Source organism: Affinundibacterium baiyunense (assembly GCF_018139645.1).
Classification (GTDB): domain Bacteria; phylum Pseudomonadota; class Gammaproteobacteria; order Burkholderiales; family Burkholderiaceae_D; genus Undibacterium; species Undibacterium baiyunense.
The window spans coordinates 709673-731749 of the sequence record NZ_JAGSPM010000001.1 but is presented as its reverse complement, the minus strand read 5'-3'; the positions used below and the strand labels follow the sequence as shown (position 1 = coordinate 731749).

Sequence of the window (22077 nt, the reverse complement as noted above, 5' to 3'; positions counted from 1 at the left end):
AAAAGAGAGATAGTTTAATAAATTAATGCAGGAATGTGGATTTTGGGATGATTTTGCAAATTTCAAGTGCCGTTTTGTGTTGAGAGCAGCAGTGAACTATTGCAAATACAGCGAGAAATAATACCCTATTTTTTAAAAAGTGGCTTATTTACTGATTTTTGGGAAATTTCGTCATCTTTTTCTCTTATATTGTTTGTCACTAGTCTTATTTGTTAGCGTGCTCGCATAAAATGCCTGCTTACTTTGATTTAGCTTCGTTTCGGTAGATAAACTTTTATGGCGCGCACAATTCATCCAATTCCAGCATCATCACAATTTTGGTCGCAAGTAGCGAAGCAATTTTGGGCTATCCAAAAAAAGCAGGCGATGCCAACGGATTTGTTTGCCGAAGTCGAGCAGGAAACGCCTCGTGATTTTTCGCACTTGCTAGTGATCGTGCCAACTTTCGAACATGCGCATTTATTGCTGCGTGCTCTGAGTGCTGAGATTGGCGGTCATTTTATTCCACCCAAAATTCAAACTATGTTCGCGTGGTTGGGTATGCAAGCACCATTAGATGCTGCGGTTTCCGCCAATAGCGAACGATTGATGAGTTTATATGCGCAACTACGTCAGCATGCGTGGTTGAAAACCTTGTTCGGTGCAAAACGCAATACCGACTTGCTGCCTTTGTCACAAACTTTGTTGAACTTAGCTGATGAATTGACACAAGTTTGGTTGCCGCATGTGGTTGGTGACGATGATTTTCAATTCGAGCCAAATAAGATTGAAGCTAGATGGCATCAAGCACTTGCGCAGCTGCCATTACCTGCACAAAAAATGATCTCTGATGAGGCGCAATTGGTTTGGACTTTGTGGCAAGGTCAACTGGATCAACACGATAAGACGGTGCAAGATTTTCAGCAAATGATGCGCTTGGCGCAGCACGCAGATCGCGAGTTGTTTTGGATCGCCCCGACTTTGCTTGATCCGATAGAGCAAGCATTCTTGCAGGCCTACGAACAGCATCAAACTGTTCATATTTTTACGATTGATTGGCGTGCGCAAGCGCTGCCAGTGGCGATGCAGCAAACTTGGAGCTTGCTACATGATGACAAGCTCACGGCACAATCCAATACGGTTGTCGATGCCTATGCAATTGCTGCGACGCCATTCGATTGGCAGCGTTTGCGACTTTGCGAGGTTGGTAGTTTGGAAGAAGAAGCGGTACAAGCGGCGCAGTGCATAATTGAGTGGCTGCAAGTAGGCAAACAAAAAATCGCTGTGATTGCCCAAGATCGTGTGATTTCGCGACGTTTGAGAGCATTACTAGAACGGGCGCAAGTGTACGTTGCCGACGAAACAGGGTGGAAATTATCTACAACGCGCGCGGCTGCTTGTATCAATGCATGGTTTGAATTGGTTGCGACGAGAGCAGATACGATTGCGCTTTTGGATTTTTTAAAGTCACCATTTTTATCTTATCCAGCTATAGAATTGCCAAAGACCGATGTTGATACTAACTCCCTAGATGCCAACGCGACTGATAAATCTGATGTGGTGATGGAAATCGAACTCAGCTTACGTCGCAATAATGTAGTTGGTGGATGGGATGCGGTGTTGTCGATTTTGGAGCGGCAAGAGCATGCGCGAGTTTGGATCGCGCAGATAGCTCGTTTAGCACATAGTTATGTGAGTAGTGCGAGCGCAGCGCGACGCAGTATTCAAGACTGGACGCAGCTTACTTTACAGATGCTGACTGAGCTCGACATGCTTAGCTCTTTGCAAGCCGATCTAGCCGGTGCTCAGTTAGTGCAAATGTTGCAGGCGCTTGGAAGTGACTGCCATGCAATGGAAACGCATTTTAATTTTTCAGAGTGGCGTGCCTTGATTAACTTGCAAATGGAGTCAACGCCATTTAAACAAGCACAGACTGATCAGCGTGTCTTGATGTTGCCATTTAACGGCGCGCGTCTTCGTAGTTTTGATGCCGTCTACCTAATTGGTGGTGATGCCAAACATTTGCCGTCTAAGCCACAAGAAACCTTATTCTTTACTAACGCTGTACGACGCGAATGTGGTCTGGTCACACGCGAAGAAAGACAGCAACAACAGCTACGTGATTTTGCTGAATTGATTTTATCGAATCAAGAAATCGTGGTCTCGTGGCAATCGCAAGTGAATGGCGAATTGAATGCACTCAGTCCATGGCTAGAACAAGTCAAACTTTATTTGGCACGGCAAAGCTTGACGCCACTTGGAGATGGAAAATGTTCGCTGAGCACTGCGCAGTTGAGTGCTGAACCGATATTGCAACCTAAACCATCTGCGGCAGAATTAATGCCAACTAGCTTATCCGCAAGTGGATTGAGTAGTTTAATGGCTTGCCCATATCAATTTTTTGCTGGACGTATGTTGAAGTTATCTGCCTTGGATGAACTCAGCGATATGCCGGAAAAGCGTGACTATGGCGATTGGTTGCACGCCATTTTGAAAAATTATCACGACCAAATTGTGCGCGATGGCTTGTCCTTACAGGATGATCGCGTGTCTTTGTTACAGACGATTTCGGCTACCTGGTTTGCGCGTGTTTTAAAACATAGTCCTGCGGCTTTAGGCTATAGCATGCGTTGGCAGAAAGTGATTCCCGCTTATGTTGAATGGGCAAATCAGCGCGAAGCAGATGGATGGCAATTTGCCTTTGGTGAGGTTTGGGGTGAGGCGCAGTTAGCTTGGGAAGATGGCGCAATTATGCTGCGTGGTCGAATTGATAGAATCGATCAGCGACACCTAGAGAATGGTGAAATTGAACAAGCGGTGTTGGATTACAAAACAAAAAACAAAACCTCATTAAGAGCGCGGCTGAAAAATTTTGAAGACCATCAATTAGCATTTTACGGCTTGTTACAAGCGAAGATCGAGCATAAAGATTTGCAGGTATCGCCGTCAGCGGATTCTGATTTGAATACACCGAGCGATGCAGCGATACATTATTTGGAACCAGTCGATACTGCAAACTACGTCGCTTTAGAATTGGAACGAGAAAAAACGGGCGATGTAGAAGCAGAAAATTATTCGACTTGGAAGCGTGAATTAGAAGTGGCGATACGCAAAAATATGCAAGCGATACAGCAGGGCGCGGGTATGCCAGCGCAGGGAGTGGAGAGTGTTTGTCAGTATTGTGATGTGCGCGGTTTATGTCGTAAAGGAGCATGGTAATGGTGCAGCAAGTTGAGCAAAATACGCACTTTATACCTTTAGCGCAAGCTTACGAATTGAATGGTGCCGCGGTTGACGCGATGCGCTTTACTATTGCCGCTTGTAATCCGAAAAATTCGGTGGTGGTAGAAGCTTGCGCCGGTAGCGGAAAAACTTGGTTATTGGTGGCACGCATGTTGCGTTTGCTATTGGATGGCGCAGATCCAGCCGAATTATTAGCGATCACTTTCACGCGTAAAGCAGCACAAGAAATGCGACATCGATTGATGGAGCTATTGACCGAATTAGCCTTGGCGGATGACGCGACTGCCGCTAGTTTGTTGCGTGAACGAGGTATGCCTGAGCAGCAGATTGCAAGCAGTTTGCCACGCGCACGACAGCTATATGAAAGCCTTTTGAATAATCCGCAAGGCTTATCGATGGATACCTTTCATAGCTGGTTTGGCCGTTTGTTACAGTTAGCGCCACTGGCTTCTGGTGTGCCGCATGGCTTTACTTTGCTTGAATCAACCAGCAATTTGCAGCGCGAGGCTTGGGGTCAATTGATGCAGAAAATTGGATTGCAAACTGACTCTTTAGCAGCTGAATCTTTAGCATCAGAGACTTCTTTTGATAGCGATGGTGACGTAGTTGATAGCACACTTTCTCTGAAACAAGCGCTGCTTTATTTGTACGATGAGTTGGGTGACTTTAATACGCAAGCGATGTTGGATGCTTTCTTGGGGAAGCGGGCAGAGTGGTGGGCGATTTCCCAAGATTATTCGAGCGTGCAAGATGGCCCCTTGAGTCAATTGCGTAGCCTAATGGGCGATGACGCGATTAGAGATGCGCGACTGAGTCTGTGGCAAGACAATAATTTGATAGAACGAATCCAAAATGTCGCGATTTGTTTGGGTAAGGGGAGCCCTGATAATCAAAAGCGTGGCGTGGCTATTGAAACGGCCTTGACCAATGCAAGGCAGGCGCAGCAAGCAGGCACAGTGGTCGAGATAGAGCATTTTGCTGCTTTAGCTAATGAGTTTTATGGCAGTGATGGAAAGAATCGTAAAAATCGCGAGACAAAAGCTTTAGTTCAGGCGATTGCTGCTTGGTTGGGAGAGAATAATTTATCTGCCTTTCATGATGAATGTAATGCGATTGCCGAAACTCTTAAGGCATTTGAAAGACGCAGCAAGGAAGGATCTGTGCTGCGTTTGAATCAAGCTTTGTTTATCGTTGGCCAAGCCTATGTCGATTGTTATCAGGCGCTAAAATCTGAACAACGTTCACTCGATTTTGCCGATCTCGAATGGCAGGCTTACCGTCTGTTTTCAAATGAAGAATTTGCTGCGTATTTGCATGGACGTTTAGACGCACGCTATAAGCATATCTTATTAGACGAATTTCAAGACACCAATCCGCTGCAGTGGAATATTGTTCGTGCTTGGCTAGACGCCTACGGTGCAGATGCAAGTCGTCCTAGCGTATTTATTGTCGGTGATCCTAAACAATCCATCTATCGTTTTCGACGCGCTGATCCACGGGTATTCACCGCTGCGCGCGATATGCTGGCGGCACAAGGCGCGGTGGTTTTGCGCACCAACCAAACGCGTCGTAACGCACCCGCGATTATCGATGCCTTAAATAAAGCGATGGTTGGTAATGCGATTTATACCAATCAGACCACCGCAGCACAGATTGATGGTCAGGTATTACGTCTACCTCTGATTACTGCGAGTGAAGTAGATAGTGCAGACGATAAAAATCGGGACGCTTCTCCATTTCCGATACGTGACCCACTCACTATGCCTGCACAAGAATTAGATGATCAACGTCGCTATCAAGAAGGTCAACAATTAGCGCAAGTTCTATTGGAATTAAAAGAACAATCAGTGCCATCGTTCAATTGGTCGGATGTGATGCTATTGGTACGACGCCGTACTAATCTGAGTTCTTATGAAACGGCTTTGCGTGAAGCAGGGATTCCATTTGTTTCTAATCGACGAGGAGGATTGCTGCAAACGCTAGAAATTTCTGACTTGATTGCACTGTTAAACTTTTTGATGACGCCTGGAGATAATCGCTCACTGGCACATGTTTTGAAATCACCAATGTTTGCAGCAAGTGATGATGATCTCATCATGTTAGCGCAGCGCGAGGAGAAAGCTTGGTGGAAGCGTTTGCAAGCACTTGATAAATCCAGTTTGCCACATTTAGAAAGGGCGACCGAGTTGTTAAGCAATTGGATGCAAGCTGCGCACAATTTGCCGGTGCATGATTTACTTGATCAAATTTTGCATCAAGGCGAATTGTTGAGCCGTTATGCAAAAGCTTCCTCAAGCACAAATCGACAACAAGTTATTAGTAATATCACAGCGTTCACCGAATTGGCCTTGAACATGGATGGTGGACGTTATCCAAGTTTGCCGAAATTTATTTCTGCGTTAAATGAGTTTGATCAAGGCACTGAGACTGAGTCACCGGACGAATCGAGTATCGCAATTGGATTGGATGCGGTAAGTATCTTGACCATACATAGCGCTAAGGGTTTAGAGGCTAAATTGGTTGTCATGCTCGATTGTAATCATAGCGAATCGGCAAAAGATCATATCGGTGTGCTGTGTTCATGGCCTCTGCAAGAAGATGAGCAGAAACACTTTTCTGTTTTTGCAAAAAAAGACGAACGTGGCGCCGCACGCGATGCTTTGTTTACTGCTGAGGAAGAACAGGCTAGTCAAGAGAATTGGAATTTATTATATGTGGCGGCAACCCGTGCCAAGCAAATATTGATTGTTAGCGGTATCGCGAGCGACAAAAATGCCGATGAAACTGGCATGCAGCGAGGTAGCTGGTATCAACGATTTTCTGCTGTAGAGGAGTATGAAGTCCTAGCAACAACGCAATCGCAGCAAGCGCAAACAGGATTGGCGCAACAGCAATTCGTGTTCCAGTTATTTAATCCACCCAATTTGGCATTACCGAATTCAACGCCTACACCAGAGATGTCACTTGAGCAGCTTGAGGGAATTGCTTTGCATACGCTAATGGAGCGTTTGACGAATCGCGTTGAAGCTTGGCCGATTCGTATTCCCTCTGCTGAGATTATTGCGAGTTGGTTACCCTGCGCTTTAAGTGTCGCAAAGTTGGTACGTGAACAAGCCTTATCTATTCTGCATTCAAAGGAGTTAGCGCGCTTCTTTGAACCACGACAGTATCTTTTTGCACGTAATGAAATGGATGTGGTGTATCAAGAACAACTGATGCGACTAGATCGTGTGGTGGTATTTGAAAATGAATTGTGGGTATTGGATTACAAACGACAATTATTGGATTCTGAGCGGATTGTTTATCAACAACAATTGGCGAGTTATGGAGAGGCTCTAGCTAGAATATATCCTACAAAAAAACTCAGGATGGCTTTAATCTTGGCAGATGGACAGTTTATCCCGCTGAATTAATCCAGTCTCAGCCAATATCAACATATATCAGCCTATAATTGAATAAGAATTCCCTTTATAATTAACGAGTTCCCGTATCATATTCATGCATTAACTTACACCTTGTATGGTGCCTGTCGAGCGATACAAGTGGATGCAGGTTCAATGATAGTTAACTTAGATTGCCAACGAAGATAGCCAAGATGATTTCCGAATTTGAATTACTTGCAGAAAAGCTCAATCGCCTCGCTGAAATGACACAAACATTACGTTTGGAAAATGCGGCTTTGCGTCGTACCGCGGTTGATTTGGCTTCGGAAAATAAAGATTTACGCGAACGCGTATCCGAAGCGCACAACAGAGTCGAAGCCATTTTGGCGCAACTACCTAACGAAGAAGAGAAGGATGCAGTATGAGTGAGCCAAAATCGATTCAGATTGATGTCAATATCATGGGCTTATCTTATAAATTAGCCTGCAAAGAAGGTGAAGACCGCGCATTGCGCGAGGCAGCTTCTTATCTGAATGAAAAAATGTGTACGATTCGTGATGCGTCTAAAGTAAAAGGTACTGACCGTATTGCCGTAATGGCAGCATTAAGTATGGCAGCAGATTTGTTGTCGACCAAAGCGCATGATGGTCCATTATCAGGAATGAGTATTGGTGAAGTAAAACAAAAAATACAAAGTATGAACGACACGATTGATCAAGTTTTAACACCGCAAGAAAATCTATTTTAAATTTCCTCCTTATTGTTTAATACAATCAAAACACCCAAAAAAATTTGCAGAAAATTGATGTGATTTTTTTGAGGAAGGAGTAAACTACAAGCTCCTACCGTGTTCGCCAGTGCCATATATTCCTTGAACCATTTATGTGCATAGGCTGTGGAAATTGTTCAATGGCGTGAGCGTCGCTTATGTCCGATGAACCCGATTTGAACTGACCATGGCCGACTTGAACCGCCGGGTTCAGGATGCCGGCATAGCGGCACAGGTGGGAACTAATTCTTTTAAAAAGCACTAATCGTTTTTGGCGATTAGTGCTTTTTTTTGTTTGCCTGTCGTATTTAAATAATTAAGCTAAGAAAAATTTGAATTAAATTTAGCTGCCAGCAATAACGCAATTAACGCAAGGTTTTTTTGATATTTCGAATTTTGATCCTACCGTGTAAAGTAATTTTTTCTTGAGTTAATTTAAGTCAAGAAAAGGAAAACTCTTCCTCATTTTTTTAGTTGAATGTTCATTCATCGAAAATTAGTCGTATAAAAAATAAATGTAAGCTGTTAAAATATTCATGTTGGTGCTCGCGACATGGTTCACATTTCGCAGTTCAACGGGAAGCAGGAGGTGTTTTGTACTTGCAAAATGCTCACCTGCGCTGCCCCCGCAACGGTCAAGCGGACGAGTCCTAATCGACTCCGCTTCTGTCACACAAGCCACTGGACGCCTTGAACAAGCATCTGGGAAGGCGACAGAGGTAGTCTCCGCCAGCCCGGATACCGGCCAACAAGGTTGCGATGTCGTTAGCTTTGCTAGATATCGCGTGTTTTGCTTGCTTTCTGTCGGGGATGACAGAAAGAGCTGATCGAAATCTTCTATTTCACAATCTGATCTGAAAGTATCGCTAAAAGCTTTGGCAGGTATTCGCCTATCAATTTGCTTAGCGCAATTTGTCTATGTCGTGAGCCTAAGCGATTTGCGACTGTGACGATGTCTGATTGTTCAAAAGTCGAAGATTTTTCACTAATGATGTTCCATGAAAAATTTTGCTTTGTTGTTGACTTCACGTGCGGGGATCTGTGTTGCCTGCGCCGCTTCGACCGTAGGGTTTGTAGTAAATTCTGCAAACGCTCAAACAGCTACGACGCCTGCTTTGCAGGATGTGGTAATCACAGCGAATCGTATTCCGACTAAATTAACGGATGTGTTAGCCGATGTGACAGTGCTTGATCGATCCGAGCTTGATCTTGCAGGTCAAAGTTCTTTACTCGACGTATTGGCGAATTTGCCGGGCATACAGATTTCTCGCAATGGTAGTTATCGCTCATCGAGTGGTGTGTTCTTACGCGGTGCGACGTCCTCGCAGACAGTGATTTTATTGGATGGTGTACGTATCGGCTCAGCGACATCAGGAACACCAGCCTTAGAAAATATTCCGCTGGATAGAATTGAACGTATCGAAGTATTGCGTGGTGCGGCGTCAGCTTTGTACGGTGCTGACGCGGTAGGTGGCGTGATACAAATCATTACGCGTGAACCTGAGCGCAAACCGGTGTACACCGCAAATGTTGGTATTGGTGGCGATGGACAGAGGCAAGCGAGTGTTGCGCTACGCGGTAGTACGAGCGACTTGGGGTATAGTCTTGGTTGGTCTCGTGAGCGCGCGGACGGCATTTCGGTTTTGGTAAATCCTTTATCCTCGGCGTTTAATCCGGATCGCGATGGATTTCAAGCCAGTAGTGTGGATGCAAAATTGCGTTATCAAGTGTCACCGCAACATCAAGTTAGTGTTGGTTTATTGCACAGCGATACCGACTATCAATTTGATGGAGCAGCATCGCCAAATCCTTTGAAACTGACTAAGGCAAATACAGACGCGCGTGCGTATTCCACCTTAAATAATTTATCGGCTCAGTGGCAAGCGCAATGGCTGCCCAACTGGAAATCAACGCTATTACTTGGCACTGCCGAAGATCAATCAGTGACGAAGTATTTCCGTAGTACGGATGGCGCATTTGGTGGTAGCGGTAAATTCAATACAGATCGTCGTCACGCTAGTTGGCAGAATGATTTTTCGCTTGGACAGGATGTACTTTCATTTGCGCTTGAAGAGCGTCGCGAGGAAGTCGATAGTAGTATGAATTATGCTGTCAAAGCGAGAGATTTACGCGGCGTGATGCTGTCGTACGCCTTGCGCGCGGAAGATTGGAGTGCCTTGGCGGTATTACGTAGTGACCACAACTCACAATTTGGCTCGTTCACCAATTGGTCTTTATCAGGCGGATATCAATTGAATTCTGCATGGCGTGCGGTGTTGAGTGCTGGCACGAGTTTTCAAGCTCCTAGTTTTAATCAACTGTATTACCCCGGCTTTGGCAATCCAACTTTGACACCACAACAAAATCGGTCGAATGAGCTCGGTTTGAAATATCGTGAAGGACAATTGAATTTTGAAGCGACCGTGTATCAAAACGATATTCGCGGGTTTATCACTCCTTCTACGAATTTACAAAGTGCATTGGCGGAATTGCGTGGAATTAGCTTGCATGGCGGTTGGCAGTTCGGCGCTAGTCAAATCAGCGCTTCCTATGATTATGCCGATCCGCGTACGCAACCAAATAATCTACGTCTGTTAAGGATCGCACGTCATGTAGCAAATTTCCGTTTGCAGCATCAACTATCCGATCTGTCTTTGTTCACCGAATTGAAATTCTCGAGTGATCGTGAGGACAATAATTTGAGCTTTACTGGTCGCGACAAATTGGCAGCATATAGCTTGCTGAATGTTGGTTTGAATTGGCAGATCAATTCGCAGTGGGCCTTGTTGTTGCGAGTTAATAATTTGAATAATAGCCGCTACGTGTTGGCGAATAATTATTCCACGCTAGGACGTAATGCGTTTGCTTCTTTGTCTTGGAAATACTAAGTGAGTGCAGACCTGTCGATTGCCCGCTCCGAGTTGATCTTGGGCGGGCAGAAGAGTGGTAAATCAGCACGTGCCGAAATGTTGGCATGGAGTTGGTTGCAAGCGAACGTGGATCATCATGCGACTTTTATCGCAACTGCCCAAGCTTGGGACGATGAGATGCGAGCGCGGATTGTGCGACATCAGGCAGATCGCGCTGCGCGCTTACCGAACATGCGTACGATAGAAGAGCCAATCGCTGTTGCCGATGCGATTCGTGAGCATAGTCAAGCTGATTGCTTGATTGTGCTTGATTGCCTGACATTGTGGTTGACGAATTGTTTGATGCCGATAGATCAAGTTACTATCGATTTGAATGTGATGAAAGAGGTGATTGCGGATTTGCTTGATGCAGTGCAAATGGCGCGCGGGCCGGTGGTTATTGTCAGTAATGAAATCGGATTGGGCGTAATTCCAATGGGGCGCGAAGTGCGCTCTTACGTCGATCAACTAGGCAAATTGAATCAGGCTTTGGCAGCAACCGTTGATCGTGTCAGTTTAATGGCAGCTGGCATACCGCTGTGTTTGAAAAATAGAGAGGGCGATAAATGAGGATGAATTTGTTTTCGAGGCGACTTTTTGAGCGTAGATTTTCGCTGTTATTTTTATTGCTCTTGATTCTCTCCATGATGAAAGTCGCTAAGGCGATCGAGATCACCGACGATAGACAAGTAACTGTGCATTTCAAACACGCACCGCAACGCATTGTTAGTGTGTTGCCCTCATTAACTGAATCCGTTTGTGCCCTAGGTCATTGTGCGCGTTTAGTTGGTGTTGATCGATATTCGAATTTTCCAATCAGCGTTCGTAGCTTGCCGCAGGTCGGTGGCAGTCTTGATCCAGGTATTGAAGCGATTGCGGCGTTAAAGCCCGATGTTGTGTTGATGTCAACTTCAACACGTGCTGCCGAGCGTTTGCAGGTGCTTGGGATCAAAGTGCTAGCGATGAATCCAGATAGTCAAGCGGATGTACATCGTATTTTGCTAAAGCTAGGACAATTATTGGAAGTGCCAAATGTTGAAAAAATTTGGCGTGAGATGGACGATGGCATCACAGCGGCAGCAAAGACTTTGCCGAGTTCGGTCAAAAATTGGCGAGTTTATTTTGAGGTAAGCACGGCGCCGCATGCGGCTGGGGCGAGTAGTTTTATTGGGGAGACGTTAACGCGGCTCGGTGTTGGAAATATTGTGCCGGCAAATCAAGGTCCATTTCCTAAATTGAATCCCGAATACATCGTGCGTGCAAATCCCGATTTGATCATGGTGAGTGAGCGAGGCTATGCCTCTTTGCCTACACGTCCTGGATGGTCGAGTATTCAAGCGCTACGCGAGAATCGGGTCTGTGTCTATTCCGCGGCGGAATCTGATGTGCTAGTGCGTCCAGGCCCCCGCATGGCGGAGGCGGCGGCGATTATGGCAAAGTGTTTGAGGAGCAAAGTCTCGACGAAGGAAGCCGGCAAAGAATCAAGCAATGTATCAAGCCGAGATTCGGGTAAGACAATATGACACCGATTAGTGGCAGTGCGATGGTGACGGGATTTGATATTCAAGCCAAACTCGAAAGTCCTTCGGTAGTTGTGCCGCGCCAGCGTGGCAAATTTGGCTTGTTGTTGATCAGTTTGATTGTTCTTAGCGTGGCGCTCATCGTGCTTGGTCTCGGTGTAGGTAGCAACGGCTGGGAAAGTCTTTTGAGCATGTGGCAGCAATCGCTAGCGATGCAAATTGTTTGGGATATCCGTTTGCCACGCACCTTGGGTGCTTGGGCGGCGGGCGCATTGCTTGGTTTATCAGGAGCAGTAGCGCAAGGTTTGTTTCGCAACCCTTTGGCCGATCCTTATTTGCTCGGTAGCGCATCTGGTGCATCACTTGGTGTGGCGACTGCCTTGGTAGCCTTTGGCGGCTCTCCATTTGCGACCGCGTGGGTGGTGCGAATGGGGCTAACTGGTGCTGCTTTTTGTGGTGCGGTGCTAGCCGTGTTCTTGACCTTGTTACTCGCGCGCGGCGTTCAACATACTTTGCGTTTGTTATTGGCAGGCGTGATTGTTGGAGTGGTATTAGCAGCGATCGGTTCGCTAGTCACGATGCTGCGCCCCGACATCGTGCAAGCGATGCAGGCGTTTATGCTGGGTAGCACTGGCTATGTCGGCTGGTCAAGCTGCGGCGTGATGTTGATGGTGGGCGGCATATGTTTGTTAGTTAGTGTCGCTCTTAGTCAGGTTTTGGATGGCTTGTCATTGGGAGAATCAACTGCGCGTAGTCTGGGTTTGCCCCTATCGCAAATGCGGATGGCGTTGGTTTTAATTATTGCTTTGAGTGCAGGGACTGCGGTTGCACAGACAGGCTTGATTGTTTTTGTTGGTTTGGCGGCACCGCACTTGGTGCGATCTGTAATGAAAACGACGCATGCGGGCTTGATTGTTTTGTCGAGCTTAGCGGGCGGAGTATTGCTGAGTGCTGCCGACATTCTTAGTCGTTGGATGATTGCACCACAAGAGTTGCCAGTTGGAGTTGTGACTGCGATTTTGGGTGGCGCGTATTTGTTAAGGCTGATGCATAAACAGCGACGATTGGAAGGGCAATGAGCATGAGTCTAGATCGACCCAGCGTCAGTGGATTGGCGATTCAAACCCAGCACCTTAGTGCTGTGCTAGATGACGCACTGATATTGCGTGATCTTAGCGTACAAATTCCGCGAGCATCGTGGACTAGTATCGTCGGCCCGAATGGCGCCGGAAAATCCACATTGCTCAAAGCCTTGGCAGGCTTAATGGCAAGTGATGGAACTATTCAGTTGCTTGGGCAAGCGGTAGACGAAATCTCTAGAAGAGAAAAAGCGCGATGTTTATCTTGGCTCGGCCAAAGTCAAAGTGCTGCGGAAGATATGCGGGTATGGGATGTGGTCATGCTAGGACGCTTGCCACATCAAGCTTGGCTCGCTGCACCAAGTGCTGAGGACTATGCCGCAGTGGAGCAAGCATTACGTGATACGCAAGCTTGGCAATGGCGCGAACGTAGTCTTGCGCAATTGTCTGGTGGTGAGCGGCAACGTGTTTTATTAGCCCGTGCTTTGGCGGTACAAGCAGAGGTTTTGTTGATGGACGAACCTTTAGCAAATCTCGATCCGCCGCATCAAGCGGATTGGATGGCTTTGGTCCGGCAATTAGTCGCGCAAGGAAAGACCGTGATTAGTGTTTTGCATGAAATTTCATTTGCACTGCAAGCCGATTATTTAATGATTATGCAGCATGGTCGTTTAGTGCATCAGGGACGCTGCAAAGATATCGAAAGTCATCAAGCCTTGTGTGAGGTATTTGAACATCGAATTGCGATACACCCGGTGGCGGGGCAGTGGGTTGCGCTACCTAATTAAGAAACCTATGTATCCAATTTGCGAACTTTCTGATATCGCAAGCGGATAGTAGATGAATGAATTCATGGAGAAAAATAAATGCAAATTGAAACACCGCCAGCAGAAAAACCATACGAAAAACCACAAGGGGAACGCCGAGGTCTGGTCATCATTAATACCGGTGATGGTAAAGGGAAAAGCACAGCGGCATTCGGCCTTGCCTTACGTGCGCATGGGCGAGGTAAGGCAGTCAAAATTTTTCAGTTTATGAAAGTGCCAACGGCCCGTTTTGGTGAACATCGGATGTTTGAACAACTAGGCTTACCGGTAGAAGGCTTGGGTGATGGCTTTAGTTGGAAAAGTCAGGATTTAGAGCATTCTGCGCAACTAGCGCGTGATGGTTGGGAAAAGGCCAAAGTCGCGATCATGAGCGGTGATTATTTTATGGTGACCTTGGATGAGATTACTTATCCATTGATCTATGGTTGGCTGCCGCTTGAAGATGTTTTAGCGACATTGCGATCTCGCCCAGTTGATGTGCATGTGGTGTTGACTGGTCGTCGTTGTCCACCAGAATTAATCGAGTTGGCAGATACAGTAACCGAAATGACTTTGATAAAACACGCCTTTCGCGCTGGAATTCCGGCGCAGCGTGGTATCGAAGATTGAGTTCGATAAGCTTGCATGTACATTGATAGCAAGATCTGAAATATGTTGCTTCATCTGAATTCACAACCTGAGTTTGTACAAGTGATCGCATTGTCCTTGCTAGTGGGATGCTTGATCGATCGCTACTTGGGAGAGCCTAAATCATCCTGGCATCCCGTGGTTTGGATCGGACAATATTTGCATTTCTTCGGCAAGCTGATCGCACCAATTGCAGTGAACGGAAAATTCGAATCTTTTAGCGCATCGCAGAAGTTACGAGCCTATTGTTTTGGTGCATTCTTTTGGTTGCTCGCTGCGACGGTGTTGGTTTTTCTTGCAAACGAAGTCGAGCAAGTATTGAGTCGATTCGCTTGGTACTGGCAAGCTTTGTGTTTCGGTATTTTGTTAAAACCGCTATTTAGTTGGCGCATGTTAAGAGACGAAGTTGTTGCGGTGGAGTCGGCACTAACAAGCTCTTTAGACGCAGGACGGTTGCAGTTGGCGCGTCTGGTTAGTCGCGATGTTCAGTATTTATCAGAAATTGAAGTGCGCGAGAGTGCAATTGAAACCTTAACAGAGAACTTAAATGACTCGGTGATTTCTGCTTTGCTGTGGTTTGTATTGGCTGGTTTGCCCGGCATTTTATTGTATCGATTTGCGAATACTGCCGATGCAATGTGGGGATATCGCGGCGAGCACGGTGGTCGTGTATGGACTTGGGCAGGTAAGTGGGCGGCGCGTGCTGACGATGTGTTGTCTTGGCCCGGCGCGAGGCTAACTGCATTGCTGATGTTTGTGGGATCTGCACGACTACCATCAGCGGCACTTTGGCGAGAATCCAGTGCTACTACCTCGCCGAATGGCGGTTGGCCTATGGGCGCTATCGCGTTGATTCTAAATATACGACTCACAAAACCTAGCGTGTATGTCTTGCATGCCAACGGCGCCAATGTCAATGCACAGCATATTGGGCAAGCAATAGTAGTTTGTGAACGTACGATCTTGGCATGGTTTGCGCTAGTTGTGCTGATGTTATTGGCTTTGTATTTTTTAATGTCGCGATGAGCGAGTTGAATTGAGAAAAAGTGAAATCATGTTGATGATGAAACCTTCACCCCAAACGCAAATGCAAACGAAAACTAAAAGTGAAGGACCACGATTACGTGTGCACGGTGGTACAGATACTTTGGGTAAGCCGGCTTACGATTTCTCGACCAATAGTAATGCGCTCGGTCCATGCCCAGAAGTGTTAACACAGATTCGTTTGAGCGATTGCGCCAGTTATCCTGATCCTGAATACCATCACTTGCGTAACGCATTAGCAGCTTGGCATCAGGTTTCGCCCCAGCGTATTTTGTTTGCTGCTAGTGCTAGCGAATTTATTTTTCGTATCTCGATGTTGGTAGGGCAAAGTACTAGAGGGAGCGCTTCTAGTAGTGTTAGCTCTAGTACTACGCGATTAGTTTCTTCGCAAAAAACGGTGTGGGTCCCTCCACATAGCTATGGCGATTATGTGTTAGCTGGACGTGCGGCAGGTTTGGCGATTGTTGACGATTTTCACAATGCGGATTTGATTTGGGCTTGTGAACCGGGTAGTCCACTTGGGCAAAATCAAGCTGGTTTAGCGCAGATGATTGCAAATCTCGCGGGCCGCTCTGGTGAAGAGCAAGTCGTGCTCGATTGTGCATATCAAGCATTGCGTTTATCCGGTAGTCCTAGTTTGAATTCACAACAACGTGACACTTGCTGGCAATTGTTCACGCCAAATAAGGCTTTGGGCTTAACGGGAATTCGGGGGGCTTATGTGATTGCACCGATACAAGCACAGCATTGGCAACAGCAGTTAGAACAAATGGCGGCATCATGGCCACTGGGAACGCATGCCGTAACGATGTTGCATGCATGGACTTTACCATCGGTGCAAGACTGGTTGCGTGAGAGCTTAACGACCTTGCGCGATTGGAAGCAGCGGCAAATTGCCTTATGTGTTGATTTGGGCTGGAAAGTGGAGCCGAGCGACACCAATTTCTTCTGCGTTACACCAAGCAAAACAATACAAGAATTTCGAACCGATTTCTTACATACGATGCGAGCGCAGGGAGTGAAATTGCGCCATGCTGGCTCATTTGGTCTTGATCCTTGTTTTCGTATGCGTGTGTTATCGCCTCCGATGCAAGACGCGTTTTATCGTGCGGTGAAACAGTATTCACCTGATTTTTGATGCATTGATCTGACTCTTTAATTTTCTTAAAACAATTTTCCTAAAACACTTAAAACATTTAAATAAAGGTTAGATATGAACTCAGTCAACGAAGCAGCCTTCGAGATGGATGATTTACACGATCCAGAGTTAAGCGCGCGCTTACAACATAAGATCGATAACAAAACGAAACCACTTGGTTCACTTGGTCGAATCGAGCAACTTGCGTTGCAACTTGGTTTGATTTTGCGAACCGAAACGCCACGTCTAGAACAAGCACAGATGTTGGTTTGTGCTGGTGATCATGGAATCGTCAAACACGGCGTATCCGCGTTTCCAAGTGATGTTACTTGGCAGATGGTAGAAAATTTTTTGGCTGGCGGAGCTGCGGTCAGCGTGTTAGCACGCCAACACGGCATTGCATTGAATGTGATTGATTGCGGTGTGAACCATGATTTTGCACCGCGCTCGGGATTGATCATTCGTAAGATCGCATACGGTACCGCAGATAGTTTGCAACAAGCAGCGATGAGTGCAGAACAATGTCAGCAAGCGATTCAAAATGGTCGTGAAATTGTAAAAAATTTGCCCGGCAATGCTGTGCTCTTGGGAGAAATGGGGATAGGCAATACGTCAGCGGCGGCTTTGTTGTTAGCACGTTTAGGCGATTTGGATATTGCGGATTGTACAGGTGCAGGCACCGGTTTGGATCACTTTGCCATCGCCAGGAAAGTCGAGACTTTACGTTTGGTATTGAAACGACATGCAGGTGCAAGCACGCCGCTAGATGCACTTGCTTGTTTGGGCGGCTTTGAGATCGCTACTTTGGTGGGAATCGTATTACAGGCTGCGATTGAAAATCGGGTTATTGTAGTGGATGGATTTATTGCGAGTTCCGCTGTGCTGGTGGCGACACGCTTGGCGCCACGAGTACAACAACGTTGTGTGTATGCGCATCGTTCCGCCGAAAGTGGTCATCGCTTAATGCTAGAAACTTTACAAGCTAAGGCCTTGCTTGATTTAGGTCTACGTTTGGGGGAAGGATCGGGAGCCGCATTGGCTTGGCCGCTATTACAGTCCGCGAGTGATATCTTGTGTGATATGGCAAGTTTCGAGAGTGCTGGCGTAGCACGCAATGATGGCGAGCTGGCCTGATTTAGTTGGATTGATTCTTTATGATTCGCCATTATCTGCTAGCGCTCCAATTTTTTACCCGCATTCCTGTCACTGGAAAATTAGCCGAATGGGTTGGTTACAGCCCAGCGATGCTGCGCGCAAGTGCGGGTCATTTCCCAGGTATTGGGTTTTTGGTAGGTGCTTTGAGCGCTCTTAGTTTTTGGGGTGTATACACATTGTTACCGCAACAGGCGGCTACCGTTTTTGTAGCCGCTGCTCTGAGTACGGTGTTTAGCGTGATGTTGACAGGGGCGTTTCATGAAGATGGTTTAGCCGATCTAGCGGATGGCTTGGGTGGCCATGTTAGTCGCGAGAAGTCTTTAGAAATCATGAAAGACTCGCGCATTGGAACTTATGGCACGGTCGCCTTGCTACTGGCTTTAAGCAGTAAATTGGCCTTGCTCAGTTTGTTGGGACAATTAAATCTGTCCATCTGCGTGATTGCTTTGTTTTTGGCGCATGTGGTTTCACGTACCATGCCTTTATTGATCATCAAATATTTACCGCATGTGGGAGATACACCGCAATCGAAATCGAAACCTTTGGCTGATGCGATTGAGAATCCCACCTTGCTCGTTGCAGCGCTTTGGTGTGGAGCTGCGTTCGCATTAGTGTTGTTCTGGCGACCGGCGTTTATCTGGAGCGCGGGCTTGATTGCTGCATTGTGTTCTACTTGGTGGATGTATAGGTTTTTACGTCGTCGTATCCAAGGTTTTACAGGCGATGCCTTGGGGGCAACGCAGCAGTTGAGTGAGTTGAGTTTCTATTTGGGTGTGTTGTTGGCGTGGCCGAGGTCATGACAAATGCGATGACAAATACAATGACGCATACGACCACTCCTATGAATACAAAAAAGCTTTGGTTGGTAAGGCATGCACAGCCACTAATAAAAAAAGGCATTTGTTATGGACAGCTTGATGTTGCGGTCGATACAAAAGCCAATCTCGACGCTGCAAGAGATCTTGCGATCGAACTTAAAAAAAGTGAAGAGCGCGCGCTGCTAGTTTATTTTTCAGGCCTACAGAGAACAGAACAATTCGTAAATGCATTGCAAGCGCATGTTCCGAATTTACATTGCGTCATCGATGAACGCTTGAAAGAAATGGATTTTGGTCTGTGGGAAGGACAAGCGTGGTCAGATATTCCAAAAGATGAAATTGATCGATGGACGCGTGATTTCGGAGAGTATCGATTTGGCGGTGTTGAAAGCTGTAACGAGGTATTGCAAAGAGTAGCTGCTGCCTACCAAGATTGTTTGCGGATGTTGCAGGCGTCAACAGTATTGCAGCGGTCAGAGCAAGCACAGCAGCCAACAGATATTGTTTGGGTTACGCATGCAGGCGTTATCCGTGCATTGACCTATTATTTACAAAATCGAAAGTGCAAGATAGAGCAGGCGGCACAGTGGCCGCTAGAAACGCCTGATTTTGGCGCTTGGATTTGTCTTGATCTACCGCCACAGTATCCACCTCTAAACTAAGGCTGTACGCCAAACACGAAGCGAGAAGATTCGCTACAATCTTGACCTTATGGTGCTTCCGCAAACACGCCATTTACCAAGAACTTTTCAATCTTGCATCATGAATTATTTAGCCCACATTTTTTTAGCACGGCATAGCCATGATGCGATGCTGGGTGCCTTGTTGGGCGATTTTGTCAAAATGAACGGGGCCGCAGATTATCCCAATCACATTGCACAAGAAATTATTTTGCATAGAAAGATTGATACTTATACCGATCAGCATCCACTGATACAACAAGCAAAAGAATTGTTTTCACCACTTCGCAGACGTTATGCCGGTATCGCCTTAGATATTTTTTATGATCACGTGTTGGCAAAACATTGGCATTATTACGCCGATGTCAATTTGGATCAATTCATCAAAGATTTTTATCGAGCTCTTCAGATGCGACAATCCTTTTTTACCGAGCATTTAACGTATGCGGTACCGCGTATGGTTCAGCAAGACTGGCTCGGTTCGTATGCCGATTTTGATGGCGTGGCCTTAGCGATTGAACGTGTCTCAACACGCTTGTCGCGCAATGGACATCTGTTGCGTGAGGCGGTGCTTGATTTGGAACAGAATTATGTGGAGTTGAGTGAGGGTTTTTTTGATTTTTTTCCGCAATTGCAATCCTTCGTGTTAGCGCAGCGCGAGGTGCTGAGTCTTGATCCAAGTTGACCAGAGTAAACAAACTCGTTTGAGTTCCTAAAAACAGTGAAGTCGAAATTCGGCTAAACTTGCAGCTGATAACTCTCATCACTTTATTTCGCAACTGCATGTGCTGTTTACCCAAGCATCTTGCTATCTACCCATTAAATCAATAAGTAATTTATAAGAAATTCATTATGAGCACTATTGTTAGCCAGCGTCGCCAGCCAGATTTAACCACTGTTTTAATTGCGACGGGTTTTGTATTGACGCTATCGATGGGTGTTCGTCATGGCTTCGGGTTTTGGCTGCAACCGATTTCAGCAGAACATCACTGGACGCGTGAAACCTTTTCGATGGCGATTGCGATTCAGAATTTAATGTGGGGCGTGTTTGGACCATTTGCTGGGATGGCAGCCGATAAATTAGGGACTGCGAAAGTGATTGTGCTGGGTGCGATCTTATTTGCACTTGGTTTGATTTGGATGGCCTTGGTGAGTCATCCAACAGCCTTTATCGTCGGCTCTGGTTTGTTAGTTGGTGCTGCCTTGGCTTGCACCACTTTCGGTGCTGTTAGTGGTTTGATTGGACGCACCGCACCTGAGGCCAAGCGTTCTTGGGCATTTGGTATGTCATCCGCGGCTAGCTCGTTTGGCCAATTTTTTATGATGCCAGTGGATCAACAATTGATTCAGCATGCAGGTTGGCAAAATGCGTTTTATGTATTGGCGGCCTTGATGTTAATAGTCATGTTACCGATGGCATGGAAATTACGCGAGCCAGCACGTGAGATCGATACAGGCCCACATCAAAGTACGATGGAAGCGGTGCGCGAAGCCTTCACGCACAAACCATTTTTACTCTTGTTAGCGGGTTATTTTGTTTGTGGATTTCAGTTGGTGTTTATCGGCGTGAATATGCCAGCGTATTTGAAAGATAAAGGTATCGTCGATCCTAGCGTGGCTGTTATCGCTTTATCCTTAATTGGCCTATTCAATATTGTTGGTTCTTATGGCGCTGGAAAGTTGGGTGGTTTTTTTCCTAAGCGTTATCTGTTATCCAGTATCTATCTCACTCGCAGCATCGTCATCGCCTTGTTCGTTTTGGCGCCTTTCAGTACCTATAGCGTGTATGTATTTTCTGCCGCTATGGGGCTATTGTGGTTGTCCACCGTGCCATTGACTAATGGCGTCATCGCAGGCATTTTTGGTTTGAAATATTTGTCTATGCTATCTGGATTTGTTTTCTTCTCACATCAGCTCGGAAGTTTTATTGGCGCTTGGTTGGGTGGCTATATGTACACCAAAAATGGGAATTACGATGCAGTCTGGTTGATTGTAATTGGGCTTGGGATTTTTGCGACTTTGATTAATTTGCCGATGGATGAAAGCGCAATTGAACGTGATACGAAACTTCCGCTTGCTGCGTAATATTGAAGATGAAATCAATCACTAAATTTCGCCGTGCTTTGATCGCAATGTTGCTAACAGCGATTGTTTTGCTGATTTTGTCTGCGTATTTGCAGCCGGATTTTATTCTTGATTTAGCCAATCGCTATGTCTTTTGTTAACTACTTCTTGGTTGCGTTTAATTGCGTTTAGTTGTGTTTGGTTGGAGTCAGTTAGTTTGATGTCATGCTACATGAGACTGGTGAATTGGTAATGTAATAGATTGAGTAGTAATTAATTGTTCTTTTTTAGGCAATCTGCTATCTTTTTGCTTCCCTCAACAAATAAAGATAGTGGCAAGGTCGTAAACCGACTTTGCATATCAAGACAAATTATGAAGCTAACTTTACCTCGTTCGCTGTCGTCGCCCTTGGCTCGCAGCACATTTGCTTGGCTTATTCTTCGTGTTTTATTGTCCGCCTTGGTCGCCGCGCATGGCTGGGCACGTTTGATTGCTGGAGGAGTTCCTCCCTTTGGCGAATTTTTGAATGCGCAAGGATTTCCTGCTGGGTTTTATTTTGCAGCCTTGGTGACCGCGATAGAAATTACAGGTTCTATTTTTCTTTTATTGGGTCGCGTGGTGGCGCCGGTGTGCGCGATTTTAGCGTTTATTTATGCGATGGGGATAGCGCTAGTCCATGCACAAGAAGGCTGGTTTGTAGTTGGCCTTGGACGAAATGGTTCAGAGTACAGCGTGCTTCTCATTGTTTGCTTGCTATTGACGGGATTGCAGCACGTTCGGTCAAAAGATGAAGATTAATTTGTCGTAAGTTGATTCGATCTAGAATTGAAAGCTAGGTTAG

The 22077-nt window shown here is 46.1% G+C and carries 18 protein-coding genes, 1 other RNA gene and 1 riboswitch; all 19 genes read left to right on the top strand.

Translation table 11 applies throughout. The features are described from left to right. The first annotated feature begins 276 nt into the window (after positions 1-276). The 19 genes from KDM92_RS03235 (at position 277) to KDM92_RS03145 (ending at position 22034) form a co-directional block, all read left to right on the top strand. A complete protein-coding gene (locus tag KDM92_RS03235; protein ID WP_230408126.1) occupies positions 277-3198 on the top strand; it encodes a PD-(D/E)XK nuclease family protein in 2922 nt (973 codons plus the stop codon). Beyond that, positions 3198-6635, top strand: coding sequence for a UvrD-helicase domain-containing protein (locus tag KDM92_RS03230; protein ID WP_212682950.1), 3438 nt, complete (start codon positions 3198-3200; stop codon positions 6633-6635). The genes KDM92_RS03235 and KDM92_RS03230 overlap by 1 nt, the downstream gene beginning before the upstream one ends. A 182-nt stretch (positions 6636-6817) precedes the next feature. Then, positions 6818-7030 (top strand): DUF904 domain-containing protein, encoded by a 213-nt coding sequence (locus tag KDM92_RS03225; RefSeq protein WP_212682949.1) that lies wholly within the window; start codon positions 6818-6820, stop codon positions 7028-7030. Next, a complete protein-coding gene (locus KDM92_RS03220; RefSeq protein WP_212682948.1) occupies positions 7027-7353 on the top strand; it encodes a cell division protein ZapA in 327 nt (108 codons plus the stop codon). The genes KDM92_RS03225 and KDM92_RS03220 overlap by 4 nt, the downstream gene beginning before the upstream one ends. Before the next feature lie 88 nt (positions 7354-7441). Next, a non-coding RNA gene (gene ssrS, locus KDM92_RS03215) (6S RNA) lies at positions 7442-7620 on the top strand. A gap of 277 nt (positions 7621-7897) precedes the next feature. Further along, positions 7898-8138: riboswitch (cobalamin riboswitch) on the top strand. 234 nt (positions 8139-8372) lie between these two features. Continuing rightward, a complete protein-coding gene (locus tag KDM92_RS03210) occupies positions 8373-10262 on the top strand; it encodes a TonB-dependent receptor domain-containing protein (protein ID WP_212682947.1) in 1890 nt (629 codons plus the stop codon). Next, positions 10263-10853 (top strand): bifunctional adenosylcobinamide kinase/adenosylcobinamide-phosphate guanylyltransferase, encoded by a 591-nt coding sequence (locus KDM92_RS03205; RefSeq protein WP_212682946.1) that lies wholly within the window; start codon positions 10263-10265, stop codon positions 10851-10853. A gap of 74 nt (positions 10854-10927) precedes the next feature. Continuing rightward, positions 10928-11806, top strand: a complete 879-nt coding sequence (locus tag KDM92_RS03200; RefSeq protein ID WP_230408125.1) for an ABC transporter substrate-binding protein — start codon at positions 10928-10930, stop codon at positions 11804-11806. Then, positions 11803-12882, top strand: a complete 1080-nt coding sequence (locus KDM92_RS03195; protein WP_230408124.1) for a FecCD family ABC transporter permease — start codon at positions 11803-11805, stop codon at positions 12880-12882. Before KDM92_RS03200 ends, KDM92_RS03195 begins: the two co-directional genes overlap by 4 nt. Beyond that, positions 12879-13670 (top strand): ABC transporter ATP-binding protein, encoded by a 792-nt coding sequence (locus KDM92_RS03190; RefSeq protein ID WP_230408123.1) that lies wholly within the window; start codon positions 12879-12881, stop codon positions 13668-13670. The genes KDM92_RS03195 and KDM92_RS03190 overlap by 4 nt, the downstream gene beginning before the upstream one ends. A gap of 78 nt (positions 13671-13748) precedes the next feature. Beyond that, positions 13749-14318, top strand: coding sequence for a cob(I)yrinic acid a,c-diamide adenosyltransferase (gene cobO / locus KDM92_RS03185; protein WP_212682945.1), 570 nt, complete (start codon positions 13749-13751; stop codon positions 14316-14318). Between the two features lie 42 nt (positions 14319-14360). Next, positions 14361-15362, top strand: a complete 1002-nt coding sequence (gene cbiB / locus KDM92_RS03180) for an adenosylcobinamide-phosphate synthase CbiB (protein ID WP_212682944.1) — start codon at positions 14361-14363, stop codon at positions 15360-15362. A gap of 61 nt (positions 15363-15423) precedes the next feature. Further along, on the top strand, positions 15424-16518 hold the full coding sequence (locus KDM92_RS03175) for an aminotransferase class I/II-fold pyridoxal phosphate-dependent enzyme (RefSeq protein WP_212682943.1): 1095 nt from the start codon (positions 15424-15426) through the stop codon (positions 16516-16518). Positions 16519-16593: 75 nt separating this feature from the next. After that, entirely contained in the window at positions 16594-17652 is a 1059-nt protein-coding gene (gene cobT, locus KDM92_RS03170; protein WP_212682942.1) for a nicotinate-nucleotide--dimethylbenzimidazole phosphoribosyltransferase, read from the top strand. A 20-nt stretch (positions 17653-17672) separates the two neighbouring features. Next, on the top strand, positions 17673-18473 hold the full coding sequence (gene cobS / locus KDM92_RS03165) for an adenosylcobinamide-GDP ribazoletransferase (protein ID WP_212682941.1): 801 nt from the start codon (positions 17673-17675) through the stop codon (positions 18471-18473). Positions 18474-18514: 41 nt separating this feature from the next. Beyond that, positions 18515-19153 carry a histidine phosphatase family protein gene (locus tag KDM92_RS03160; protein ID WP_212682940.1) on the top strand — a complete coding sequence of 213 codons (639 nt, stop codon included), beginning with the start codon at positions 18515-18517 and terminating at the stop codon, positions 19151-19153. Between the two features lie 100 nt (positions 19154-19253). Beyond that, complete coding sequence (locus KDM92_RS03155) at positions 19254-19856, top strand: acyl carrier protein phosphodiesterase (RefSeq protein ID WP_212682939.1); 603 nt, start codon at positions 19254-19256, stop codon at positions 19854-19856. Positions 19857-20023: 167 nt separating this feature from the next. Continuing rightward, positions 20024-21256, top strand: coding sequence for an MFS transporter (locus tag KDM92_RS03150; RefSeq protein ID WP_212682938.1), 1233 nt, complete (start codon positions 20024-20026; stop codon positions 21254-21256). Between the two features lie 352 nt (positions 21257-21608). Continuing rightward, the gene (locus tag KDM92_RS03145; protein ID WP_212682937.1) at positions 21609-22034 is read left to right on the top strand and encodes a DoxX family protein; all 426 of its coding nucleotides are present in this window, start codon (positions 21609-21611) and stop codon (positions 22032-22034) included. The last annotated feature ends 43 nt before the right edge of the window (positions 22035-22077 follow it).